Annotated in this window: 12 protein-coding genes; 3 read left to right on the top strand and 9 right to left on the bottom strand. The window is 62.6% G+C overall.

From position 1 onward, the window contains the following. Positions 1-65: 65 nt before the first annotated feature. A complete protein-coding gene (locus tag SOM28_RS16790) occupies positions 66-401 on the bottom strand; it encodes a DUF2946 family protein (RefSeq protein WP_123070697.1) in 336 nt (111 codons plus the stop codon). A 145-nt stretch (positions 402-546) separates the two neighbouring features. Next, positions 547-1,446, bottom strand: coding sequence for a LysR family transcriptional regulator (locus SOM28_RS16785; protein ID WP_320468782.1), 900 nt, complete (start codon positions 1,444-1,446; stop codon positions 547-549). A 115-nt stretch (positions 1,447-1,561) separates the two neighbouring features. On the opposite strand from SOM28_RS16785, the gene SOM28_RS16780 reads away from it, so the two are divergent. Continuing rightward, a complete protein-coding gene (locus SOM28_RS16780) occupies positions 1,562-2,392 on the top strand; it encodes an SDR family oxidoreductase (protein WP_320468781.1) in 831 nt (276 codons plus the stop codon). An 85-nt stretch (positions 2,393-2,477) separates the two neighbouring features. Here the strand turns inward: SOM28_RS16780 and SOM28_RS16775 are convergent, their stop codons facing one another. From SOM28_RS16775 to rpsO, 4 genes are all read right to left on the bottom strand, one after another. Beyond that, positions 2,478-3,092, bottom strand: coding sequence for a hypothetical protein (locus SOM28_RS16775; protein ID WP_320468780.1), 615 nt, complete (start codon positions 3,090-3,092; stop codon positions 2,478-2,480). A 122-nt stretch (positions 3,093-3,214) separates the two neighbouring features. Further along, positions 3,215-5,074, bottom strand: a complete 1,860-nt coding sequence (locus SOM28_RS16770; protein WP_320468779.1) for an ABC transporter ATP-binding protein/permease — start codon at positions 5,072-5,074, stop codon at positions 3,215-3,217. Between the two features lie 270 nt (positions 5,075-5,344). Beyond that, positions 5,345-7,447 (bottom strand): polyribonucleotide nucleotidyltransferase, encoded by a 2,103-nt coding sequence (gene pnp / locus SOM28_RS16765; protein ID WP_320468778.1) that lies wholly within the window; start codon positions 7,445-7,447, stop codon positions 5,345-5,347. Between the two features lie 176 nt (positions 7,448-7,623). Then, positions 7,624-7,893 (bottom strand): 30S ribosomal protein S15, encoded by a 270-nt coding sequence (gene rpsO / locus SOM28_RS16760; protein ID WP_005666365.1) that lies wholly within the window; start codon positions 7,891-7,893, stop codon positions 7,624-7,626. A gap of 186 nt (positions 7,894-8,079) precedes the next feature. Between rpsO and SOM28_RS16755 the strand changes: the two genes are divergently transcribed. Together SOM28_RS16755 and bamE are read left to right on the top strand one after the other, a co-directional pair. After that, positions 8,080-8,574, top strand: coding sequence for a hypothetical protein (locus SOM28_RS16755; protein WP_320468777.1), 495 nt, complete (start codon positions 8,080-8,082; stop codon positions 8,572-8,574). A gap of 22 nt (positions 8,575-8,596) precedes the next feature. Continuing rightward, a complete protein-coding gene (gene bamE / locus SOM28_RS16750; protein WP_320468776.1) occupies positions 8,597-9,082 on the top strand; it encodes an outer membrane protein assembly factor BamE domain-containing protein in 486 nt (161 codons plus the stop codon). A 3-nt stretch (positions 9,083-9,085) separates the two neighbouring features. On the opposite strand, the gene SOM28_RS16745 is transcribed toward bamE, so the two are convergent. From SOM28_RS16745 to SOM28_RS16735, 3 genes are all read right to left on the bottom strand, one after another. Continuing rightward, the gene (locus tag SOM28_RS16745) at positions 9,086-9,979 is read right to left on the bottom strand and encodes an alpha/beta hydrolase (protein WP_320468775.1); all 894 of its coding nucleotides are present in this window, start codon (positions 9,977-9,979) and stop codon (positions 9,086-9,088) included. A 35-nt stretch (positions 9,980-10,014) separates the two neighbouring features. Continuing rightward, complete coding sequence (gene pssA, locus SOM28_RS16740) at positions 10,015-10,881, bottom strand: CDP-diacylglycerol--serine O-phosphatidyltransferase (protein ID WP_123070704.1); 867 nt, start codon at positions 10,879-10,881, stop codon at positions 10,015-10,017. A gap of 130 nt (positions 10,882-11,011) precedes the next feature. Further along, entirely contained in the window at positions 11,012-11,782 is a 771-nt protein-coding gene (locus SOM28_RS16735; RefSeq protein WP_320468774.1) for an SIMPL domain-containing protein, read from the bottom strand. Between the last annotated feature and the right edge of the window lie 279 nt (positions 11,783-12,061).

Below are 12,061 nucleotides of genomic sequence, written 5' to 3'. Positions count from 1 at the left end.
AGTGGATGTCCGGCGGGTGCGATGGCGTTGCCGCGTCACGCGGCTCTGTGAAAGTCCCCGCCGCCTCAGGCGCGGCGCGGGCGGTCTGGCGGAGGAATCAGGTCGGGGACGTGGGAGACGTAGCGCCGCAATTCACCACGCATATGCGGGGCGCCCTTGGGCAGCGGCAGATTGGGTTGTGCGGACAGCACGGCGCTCGCCGTCAGGTGGTGGCAGGCGTCGCAATCGTCGCAATGCTCGCCCGGTGTGCCATCGTCCTGGTTACTCGATGGCGGATGCTTGTGAACGTGGTGACCCGGATGCATGGTCTGTTCGTCATGAGTGCAATACGGCGCGCCGGCGGCCCAGGCGGCCTGGAGTGGCATCATGAGCAGCAGGAGTATCAGGAGCAGGCGTCGCATCGCGTCAGGGTGGTCAGGTAGCGCAGGGCCGGTCGGCCAATTTTTTCTACCAGCTATTAAATACCCTGTAGCCGCTACAGGGTCAAGCACATTCGTACCGTTCGCTGCGATTCCCGCATATCGCGTAACGGAATCGATCCAGGATTCACGCCGGTGCGTACACCTCCTGCAGCACCTTGACGAAGGCGCGCAGCGCCGCCGGCACGTGGCGATGTCCCGGATAGTACAGCGCCAGCTCGGACGACGGTTCGCACCAGTCCTCCAGCAAAGGTACCAGGCGGCCTTCCTGCAAATGATCGCGCACGGTCGTGTCCGGCACGTAGGCGATGCCACGTCCGGCGATGGCGGCCTCGGCCATCAGCCCGACCTGGTTCAGGACCAGGGTGCCCGGCACGTCCAGCGCGAAGGCCTGGCCGTGGCGCGCGAACTCCCAGCGATAGATCTTCCCGCTCTGCATGCGCATGCGGATGCATTGGTGCTGCAGCAGATCGTCTGGCACCTGCGGCGTGCCGCGCGCCGCCAGGTAGGCGGGCGATGCGACCGGCATGAAACGCACCGGCGCGCCGAACGGAGCGACGTGCATGTCCTGCGGGACCGCCTCGAGCAATCGCACGCCCGCATCGAAGCCGGCGGCGACGATGTCGACCAGGCCATTCTCGACGAACAGGTCGAGCGACACCTCCGGATAGCGTTCCTGGAACACCGGCACCGCATGCTGGAGCAGCCAGCGCGCCGTCGGTTCGGCCGTGTTGATGCGCAGGCTGCCGCCTGGTCGCTCGCGAAAACCGTTGACGTCTTCCAGCGTGGCGCCCAGTTCGCGCAGCGCCGGTTCGAGCCGGCGCAGGAAGTGCTCACCGGCCTCGGTCGGCGCCACGCTGCGGGTGGTGCGGTTCAGGAGGCGCACGCCCAGCTTTTCTTCCATCACCCGCATCATGTGGCTCAGGGTCGAGGGAGATACGCCGAGTTCGTCGGCGGCCTTGCGAAAGCTCCGGCGATGGACGATGGCCACGAAGGCGCGCAGGCTGTCGAGGTCGGGCTGGGACATTGATGGCGCTCCTTCACTAATGCATGCGAGATTGGATGGATGATAACAGCAATGCGTTCGTCTATTCTGTTTTCAAGGCAGCCATCCGGCGACCACCAAGACAAGGAGAACGACCATGCAACGCACCTGGTTCATCACCGGCACCTCGACCGGCTTTGGCCGCATCATGACCGAACAATTGCTGGCGCGGGGCGACCGCGTTGCGGCCACGCTGCGCAATCCTGCCGTGCTGGCCGAGCTGCAGGAACGGCATCCCGGGCAGCTGTGGGTAGCGCAGCTCGACGTCACCGACGATGCGGCGATCCGCAGCGTGATGGCGCGCACCTTCGCGGAACTGGGGCGCATCGATGTCGTCGTCAGCAATGCGGCCTATGGCCTGTTCGGCGCGGCCGAGGAGTTGACCGACGCGCAAGTGAAGCGACAGCTCGATACCAATCTGCTCGGATCGATCCAGTTGATCCGCGCCGCCCTGCCCCATCTGCGCGCGCAAGGTGGCGGACGGGTGATCCAGGTCTCGTCGGAAGGCGGCCAGATGGCTTATCCGAACTTCAGCGTGTATCACGCCACTAAATGGGGCATAGAAGGGTTCGTGGAATCGGTGGCGCAGGAAGTCGCGCCGTTCGGTATCGAGTTCACCTTGGCAGAACCTGGGCCGACGCCGACCAACTTCGCGGCAGGTCTCGATGCGGCGCCGGCCATGCCGGAGTATGCCGACACGCCGTCCGGCGGGGTGCGACGGGCGCTGGCGGATGGCAGCTTCAAGCTCAGGGGCGACGGGGTGCGGATGGTCGAGATCATGATCGACTCGGCGGGCCAGGCGCCGGCACCGCGCCGCATCACACTGGGCTCGACCGCGTATCAATCGATTCGCACCGCCCTGACGGAACGGTTGGCCCGGCTCGATGCGCAAAAGGAGATTGCCTATGCCGCGGACTTGCACGAATGATCAATCAGGGTAATCGGACCAATGCGCAACAGCTGGGGGGAACACAGCGGCACATCCCAGGAGAGCTGCTAGCACTGCAATCTTTTCATATTGGCGGCGAGCGGTTTGCGGCCCTCAAATAATTCAGGGCGCCTTTGTAATTCGGTGGTAGATGGGCGATCCGGATCGACGGTTTGGCCGCTGCCACTACTTCTGCGACAGGCAGAAAAAACCGGTTGTCGATGGTATCGTCCTCGGACCCGGCAAACACAGCCACCACCTCGAGCCTGTTCCACTGCCGGTGCGGCGCTGGCGCCAGTTTCAACCTGAGCACAGCAAGCATGCTTCCGCGGCCACCCAGGCTGACCTCCATCTCTTCCACCTCATGCGCGTCGATGGTGCGCCAGCGGTACCAGGTTCTCGGGTTTGCCGAGCGTATCGTCGTGCCATCGATCTCTAGGCGCTGCCTCCCCATGATAAACACGAGCACCACCGTCGCGCATCCACTACCGAACACGAGCATGACAGTCATCCATTGATCGCGGTCAGACCAGCTTGCGACCCGCTCCCCTTCAAACAGCAACATCATCCCGAGCCAGAACACGCATATACAGGGAGTGCCCACGATCCAGCGGATCGCGTCACGCCTGTTGGGCCACCATAGCGCTATCCGTTTTTCTTTATCAGGATGCATAAGCCGGACCGTATCGAGACCGCCCAAGTATATCCCGCGCGCCAATGTCCTTTTCTCACACAAAATTGCGGATCGATCCGAACAGGCAGGCCGTATAAAAACCGCAAGGCTCGCGCACTGGTGGTTTGATTCATGCGCGAGTTGCCGGCCTAGCTCGCCATCACTGTGTCGCGCGACGGCCATACTGGCACTCCCTGGGCGACGCTGGCACGGGGCATCGTCACGTCAAACTGATAATCACCGGCGGCATGCACCTCCCATCCGCCATCCCCCGTCAACCACAGCACATGGGTATGGTGACGCAGCACACCGGCGCGGTGGGCGATGCTGACCAGCGTCGTGCCCTTGTCGCGCAGGCGCTTGTACAGCGACGACTCGTTGGCGCTGTCGAGCGCGCTGGTGGCTTCGTCGAGGATGACGATGCGCGGCTCGTGCACCAGCACGCGCCCGAAGGCCAGCCGCTGCTGCTCACCGATCGACAGCAGTTTTTCCCAATCCAGCACGGCATCGAGGCCGCCGACGCGGCCGGCCAGATAAGGCAGGTGCACCTGCTCCAGGATGGCCAGCAGCTGCTCGTCGCTCAGGTCGGTGCGGTCGCTGGGATAGATGAGCTGGCTGCGCAGGGTGCCCGGCTGCATATACGGCTGCTGCGGCAGGAAGAAGCAGTCCTCGCGCGGCGGATGGTGGATCGTGCCGCTGCCCTGGTGCCACAGGCCGGCGATCGCGCGCAGCAGCGAGCTTTTTCCGCATCCACTGTCACCAGTGATCAGCAAGGCATCGCCGGGCTGCACCGCCAGCGTCAGGTCCTTGATCAGGACGCGTTCGGATTGTGGCGGGCACAGCGTAAGCGACTCGATCCTGAGGTGCGAGCAGGGCGTGCGTTGAATACGCGATGACGGATCACATGCCGGTTCGCTCGCCGATTGCGGCGCCGGCAGCACATGGCTCGACAGGGTCTGCAGGCGCCCGATTCCCGCCACGAAGCGGCTCAGGCTTTCGAAGTTGTCGACGATGACGCCCACCGCCGTCAGGACCGCAGTGAAGGCGCCGGCAGCCTGCACAGCGCGTCCGACCTCCAGCTGGCCCGACAGCACGGCATCGGCCAGGATCACGAACGGCAGCACCAGGGTGAGCTGGCTGAAGGTGCGCTGGAACAGGTTGAGTGCGCGCTGCTTCTTGATCAGGCGCGAGAAATTATGGATGACCTTGTTGAACTTGTTGTCGATGCGGGCGCGCTCCTGCGCCTCGCCGCCATAGAAGGCAATCGACTCGGCGTTTTCGCGCACGCGTATCAGGCTGAACCGAAAATCGGCCTCGCGCCGCAGCTGCCAGAAATTCAGGTGGATCAGTGGATTGCCGAACACGTACAGCGCCACCATCGTCCCCACCAGTGCATAGGCGACCAGCACGCCCACCAGCACATGCGAGATCGACCACAGGACGGCGCTGAAGGCGACCAGCTGCATCAGCGAGCCAAGGAAGATGAGCATGAAATGGATGGAGCGACCGGTGAAGGTGTTGACATCCTCGCTGATGCGCTGGTCCGGATTGTCGATCTCGCGGTTCGACCCGAGCTCGTAGTATTTGCGTCCACCGAGGTAGCCATCGAGGAAGCGTCGGGTGAGCCAGCGCCGCCACTGGTTCGCGAACAGGTCGCGCATATAGTAGTAGAAGGCATAGATCGGCACGGCGAACGCCAGGACGACCAGGCAGGCCTGGACCGAGGTCCAGAAACGGGGGCGATCCCGGCCTGCCAGCGCCGAGGTCATTTCCCCGGCCTGGTCGTTGAGCATGACCGCGAGCTTGGTTTCCACCAGCATCAGCACGATCAGGAGCGCGAGCAGCAGCCACGCCCTGCCCTTCTCGTCGCCCAGCCAGTAAGGCTTGGCGACGCCAATGAACTGCTTCCACGCAGCCACCGACAAGGTCGCGCCGCTGCGTCGTTTCTTCGTTGACCCTGGAATGTCGCCAGTGATTCCATCGTTCGACGTCTGCGTAGGGGTCTTCATGATTCGTGTGGTGCCCATGCCCGGTCAGGTCCGGCCGCAGGACATGACTGGTCTTGCTATCATCCTTGTCGACAGCGGCGCCCATCGCCATCCCGGCGCCGGTGTCTGCGGTCCCGTGGTTTGTATTTATCCAATCCACGAGCCCAGCATAGAACCGGGAATCGAACCGTTCCGTGCGAAAACATACATAGCGAACGCCAAATAAAAAAACCGCCAGGCTCACGCACTGGCGGTTTTTTCATTCAGCGGCGAACCGCTGCGGGTACAGGATTACTGCGCTGCGCCTTCAACCGGATCAGCCGCCTTCATCGACAGTTTCAGACGACCGCGCTCGTCGGTCTCGAGGACCTTGACGCGCACTTGCTGGCCTTCTTTCAGGTAGTCGGCAACGGCGTTGACGCGCTCGTTGGCGATCTGCGAGATGTGCAGCAGGCCATCTTTACCTGGCATGACTTGCACGATCGCGCCGAAGTCCAGCAGCTTGAGCACGGTGCCGTCGTAGGTCTTGCCCACTTCGACCGATGCGGTCAGCTCTTCGATGCGGCGCTTGGCTTCCTGGCCGGCGGCGGCGTCGACCGACGCGATGGTGACCACACCTTCGTCGCTGATGTCGATCTGGGTGCCGGTTTCTTCGGTCAGCGCGCGGATGACGGCGCCGCCCTTGCCGATCACGTCACGGATCTTTTCAGGATTGATGCGGATGGTGATCAGGCGCGGTGCGAAGTCCGACAGCTCGGTCTTCACGGTCGGCATGGCCTTCTGCATTTCGCCCAGGATGTGCTGGCGGCCTTCCTTGGCTTGCGCCAGCGCCACTTGCATGATTTCCTTGGTGATGCCCTGGATCTTGATGTCCATCTGCAGTGCGGTAATGCCAGCGGCGGTACCTGCAACCTTGAAGTCCATGTCGCCCAGGTGATCTTCGTCGCCCAGGATGTCGGTCAGGACTGCGAACTTGCCGCCTTCCTTGATCAGGCCCATGGCGATACCGGCCACGTGCGCTTTCATCGGCACGCCGGCGTCCATCAGCGCCAGGCAGCCGCCGCAGACCGAGGCCATCGACGACGAACCGTTCGACTCGGTGATTTCCGAGACCAGGCGGACCGAGTAGCTGAAGTCTTCAGGGTTAGGCAGCGCAGCGATCAGCGCGCGCTTGGCCAGGCGGCCGTGGCCGACTTCGCGACGCTTCGGGGTGCCCACGCGACCGGTTTCGCCGGTGGCGAACGGAGGCATGTTGTAGTGCATCATGAAGTCGTCGGTGTACTCGCCCATCAGCGCGTCGATCTTCTGGCTGTCGCGGGCAGTGCCGAGGGTGGCAACGACCAGCGCCTGGGTTTCGCCGCGGGTGAACAGGGCCGAGCCGTGGGTGCGCGGCAGGACGCTCGAGCGGATCGAGATCGGACGCACGGTGCGGGTGTCGCGACCGTCGATGCGTGGCTCGCCGTCCAGGATCTGCGAACGCACGACCTTGGCTTCCATGTCGAACAGGATGTTGCCGACATCGCCAGCATCGGCGGCGACGCCTTGTGCCGACAGCTCGGCCATCACTTCCGACGACAGCGACTTCAGCTTCTGCTGGCGCGCCGATTTTTCGCGGGTCTGGTAGGCGTCACGGACCTTGGCGCCGGCCAGTTCGCCAACGCGGGCGATCAGTTCTTCGTTCTTTGGCGCCGGCGCCCATTCGACTTCCGGCTTGCCGCCTTCGGCGACCAGGTCGTGGATCGCGTCGATCACGGCCTTCATTTGCTCGTGGCCGAACACGACCGCGCCGAGCATGACTTCTTCGGACAGTTGCTGGGCTTCCGATTCCACCATCAGGACGGCGGTTTCGGTACCGGCCACGACCAGGTCCATCTGCGAGGTTTTCAGCTCGGTGGTGGTCGGGTTCAGGATGTACTGGCCATTCGCGTAGCCGACGCGGGCGGCGCCGATCGGACCGGCGAACGGGATGCCGGCGATGCACAGGGCTGCCGAGGCGCCGATCATCGCTGGGATGTCCGGATCGATTTCAGGGTTGACCGACAGCACGTGGATGATGACCTGGACTTCGTTCAGGTAGCCTTCCGGGAACAGCGGACGGATCGGACGGTCGATCAGGCGCGAGGTCAGCGTTTCTTTTTCGGAAGGACGGCCTTCGCGCTTGAAGAAACCGCCAGGGATCTTACCCGCAGCGTACGTTTTCTCCATGTAGTCGACGGTCAGCGGGAAGAAATCCTGGCCCGGCTTGGCGTCCTTGCGAGCAACCACGGTTGCCAGGATGACGGTGTCTTCGACCGACACGACGACGGCGCCGCTTGCCTGGCGCGCGATTTCACCCGTCTCCAGGGTGACCGTGTGTTGACCGTACTGGAAGGTTTTCGTAACTTTATTAAACATTGGGTAATCCCTTTCATTTTACCGACAGATTTTCAGGAGCTGTCGTTCACCTCTCACCACGGGCCATCAAGAAATGGCCTTGCAACAAACAACCAGACAGCAAAAACGAAAAATGCCCGCGTCAGACAACTGGCGCAGGCATTTTTGACTAAACCGTCTGAAGCAAGAGCTTGCGATTACTTACGCAGGCCCAGCTTGGCGATCAGGTCGCGGTAACGATTCAGATCTTTGTTCTTCAGGTAAGCCAGCAGGCTCTTACGGCGGTTGACCATCATGATCAGACCACGACGCGAGTGGTGATCCTTCTGGTGTGCCTTGAAGTGGCCGTTCAGTTCGTTGATGCGTGCGGTCAGCAGTGCGACCTGGACTTCCGGCGAACCGGTATCGTTTTGGCCACGTGCGTTGTCCGCGATGATCGCGGCTTTGTTGATGTTTTCAACCGACATGATGTTACCTTTCACATGCGGTGCAAGAGTCGGAACCCAGAGCACCGTGATTTATCAAATAACTGTCCGGATTGGACAGACCCGCCAGTATAGTGCAAAACGCCGGCCCGAACCAGTGTTTGCTATCTTCCTTCGGCGATTGGACAGGACGTCGCCCAGCTGGCAAGCTCGACACAGGTGACAATCATGAACAAGATGAGCCAAATTACAACACTGGCAGCCGCCCTGCTGCTGGCCGGCTGCGCCATCCGCCAGGCGCCGGATCCCGGCGATTCGCAGGACGTCGTCCAGTCCAAGATGGGCGCACCCACCGCGGTCTACACCGAGGGCGCGCAACGCACCCTCGAGTACTCTACCGGGCCCATGGGCCAGTACACCTGGATGGCGCACCTGGGCCCGGATGGCCGCCTCGCCTCCTACGAGCAAGTCCTCACAAGCGAGAAATTTGCCACTGTTAAAATTGACCACGCGACGAAGGACGACATGCTGCGCACCTTCGGCCATCCGGCCGAGCGCTCGCGCGTCGCCATGCACGACTATGAGGTATGGTCATATCGCTACAAGGAGGCCGGCGTGTGGAATTCATTGATGCACGTCCATTTTGACGGGCAAGGCGTGGTGCGCCAGATGATGAATGCGTCGGATCCCATGTATAACCCACAGGATCGCGGCATCTGGTGAGTGCTGCGACGATTAAAACACAATGATCAAACGAACAATATTCATCGCCACCCTGCTGCTGACGGCCTGCGCCATGCGCACGCCGCCGAACCCCGGCGACACGCAGGATGTGATCCAGGCCAAGATGGGGACGCCAACCGCGGTGTATGTCGATGGCGCGTCTCGCACTCTCGAATACGCCACCGGCCCCATGGGTCAAAACACCTGGATGGCGCACCTCGGCCCGGATGGCCGCCTGCTCTCTTACGAGCAAGTCCTCACGAGCGAGAAATTTGCCACGATTAAAATCGATCAAGCGACCAGGGAGCAGGTATTGCACACCGTCGGCCGCCCCGCCGAGCGGTCACATGTCGCCATGAAAGATTATGAGGTCTGGTCTTATCGCTACAAGGAAGCCGGCGTCTGGAATTCGCTCATGCACGTCCATTTCGACGAGCAAGGCGTCGTGCGGCAGATGATGAATGGTCCCGATCCGATGTACGAACCACGCGACCGCTTCGGCTTCTGAGCGTTACTTTGCCGGAGCAGCCGGAGAGGTTCGTCGACCGCCGTCGCTGCGCACGAAATCCTCGACCGCGTCCAGGCTTGGCGCTAGGCGGCTCAGCGTGGACGAGAGCGTGGCGACCAGGGTGGCGTGGTTGACGTTGTCGTAGTATTCCTCGCGCACGGGAACGTCGGCGTTGCGCATCCTGGCCGCGAGCACGCCAGTATTGCGTTCCGGGTTCACCGTCGTGTCGTTGCGGGCGGCGATCAGCAGCGCCGGCGGCGCCCCGGCCGTGACGTGAGCGACCGGCTGCGAGTCGGCCGGCGTATCGGGATAGTGGAAAACCGGACGCGTGGTCTCGTTCTCGACAGGCAAGAAGTTATACGGACCCGCCATGCCGATCCAGCCGCGCAGAGTGTCGGGACTACTCCCCTGTTGGCGCAGCCAGCGTGGGTCGAGCGCCAGCATCGCCGCGTTATAGGCGCCCGCGCTATGGCCCATGACGAACAGGCGTTTCGGATCGCCGCCATAGGCCGCGATCCGGCGTTGGGTCCAGACGACGGCGCGCGCGCCATCGTGCAGGAAGTCGGGATAGCTGGCCTGCGGATACAGGCGGTAATCGGGAATCACCACCACGAACCCGCGCTTGGCCAGCGAACGGCCGACGAAGGCATAATCGTCGCGCTCGCCACTGACCCAATTGCCGCCGTAGAAGAAGACGATCACCGGCGCCTTGCTTGCGCCCGATGCGGGCCGGTAGATGGACAGCACGTGGCGCGGGTCGGGACCGAAGGCGGCCGTTGCAACCGAGCGCGCGGTGCCGCCCGGCGACACCGCATTAACCAGGCCGAGCGGCGAACAGGCGCTCAGGGCGCCGGCCAGGACCAGCACGGCCAGCGCCGCCGCGGCAACGGCGAGCATCTTCGTCAACCGCAGACGGAAGCCAATCACCGGCATTAGCGGCGCACGTCGTCCGGCTCGTCGTCGAGCGGAATGATGCTGACCGGCTTGCCCTTGGCCTTCTGCCAGACATATACGGCATAGCCCGACAGACCATACACCACGAAGATCGGCCACAGGACCTTGGGTGGATCGATCGCCAGCAGCGCCAGCACCAGCGCGATCAGGAACACCGCGATGAACGGCACCGACTTCCTGAAATTGATGTCTTTAAAACTGTAGAACGGCACGTTGGACACCATGGTCAGGCCGGCGAACACGGCGATGCACCACGACACCCAATCCACCTTGCGCGCGCTGACGCTGATGTCGGGGTCGATCATCATCATGATGAAGCCGATCACCAGCGCCGCGGCGGCCGGGCTCGGCAAGCCCTGGAAGAAGCGCTTGTCCACCACCTGGATATTGGTGTTGAAACGCGCCAGGCGCAGCGCCGCGCAGGCGCAGTAGATGAAGGCCGCGATCCAGCCCAGCTTGCCGAGGCCGCGCAGCGACCATTCATAGATCACCAGCGCCGGCGCGGCGCCGAACGAGACCATGTCGGCCAGGCTGTCGTATTGTGCGCCGAACTCGGACTGGGTATTGGTCAGGCGCGCGATGCGTCCGTCCAGGCCGTCGAGGATCATGGCAATGAACACGGCCCAGCAGGCATGCTCGAAGCGCTGGTTCATCGCCATGACGATGGCATAGAAGCCGCAGAACAGGGCCGCGGTGGTGAAGGCGTTGGGAAGCAGGTAGATGCCGCGCCCACGTTCGCCGGCCTGGCGGTCTTCCGCACGGCGGCCGAAACGCTTTTTCAGGCGGGAAAATCGTGGACCCTTTGGCGTTGTCCCTGGTGTTCTTCTTCGTGGAAAGGTTGGCATAAGGATTCGTATTCAAGTAAGTCGCCGAGCGACAGTTCCCCCACATTATAGAGGCGGGGACACGTGTTAGCGAAACACTACGCTAACCCGACTGGCGATTGCCTGGCGCTTACTTGAACACAGCCAGCTTTTACTTGAACTTGACCTTGCCCACCACGCGCATTTGCAGCGTGGTTTCGCCCGGTTCGAAGCTCGGTTCCGACATCTCGTCGGCCATCTCGCGCTTGGCGCTGCGCATCATCATGGCCTGTGGCGCCGCGGCATCGCCCGCGTAATTGCCCGAGCCTTCGAAGTCGACCGTATCGAGCATGGCGTCGGTCGGCTGGCGGCCCATGGCCTTGGCGATCGAGACGATGCGCTCGTTGAGGTTCTGGTAGGTTGCGGCGATGCGCTGGTCGTCCAGGCGCTTTTCGAGTTCAGGGCTCAGGCCGAAATTGACGCCATTGATCTGCAGCACCTTCTGGGCGGCGGCGGCGGTCTTCGGCAGCGCGGCCAGGTTAGTGGTCTTCACTTCCAGGTACTGGCCGACGCGCCAGGCGATCGGCACTGGCTTGACCGGCTGCTGCGTGGTGCGGCCGACCGGCTGCGGCGGGACTTCCGGATAGACCGGGTAGGTGTAATAGCCCTGGGTCTTGAGTTCGGCATTCGGATCGGCGCGGCGCACGATCTCGGTGCCCTCTTTCATCTTGCGGTTGACGCGGTCGGCGGCGGCATTTTTGTCCTTGTCGTGCTCTTCGACGGCGAAAACGACGGTGGCCTGGTCATTGGCGTGCTTCACTTCGCCGAAGGCCGGGACCACGACCATGGTGCCGCTGGTGGCCGGCGACGGCAGGGTTTGCGCCTGGGCAGCGCTGAAGGCCAGGACCAGGGCGGCGGCGACGAGGGATTTAGAAACAGCCATTTATTGTTCTCCTATAAGTTGCGACAGATGTCTGACAGCACTTATACGATACCAATCACAATGATTCCATCGTGATTTTGTAATGGACAGTTGCAAATGAGTAGGTTTACGGTCGAATTTGTAACAACCGCGGTCAAAATAACAGCGGGGTCACAAAATAACAGCGGGGTCAGGTCTGACATTCAGACACGACCCCAGCCATGGAAACGCTTGCAGTCGAGGCCGTGTCCGAATGTCAGACCTGACCCTCGCTTTAGTGGCGCAATCGCTGCGCTACCG

This window comes from Massilia sp. CFBP9026, assembly GCF_034045165.1.
GTDB classification, from domain to species: Bacteria; Pseudomonadota; Gammaproteobacteria; order Burkholderiales; family Burkholderiaceae_D; genus Telluria; species Telluria arenae.
This window is presented reverse-complemented; position numbering and strand designations above follow the sequence as displayed.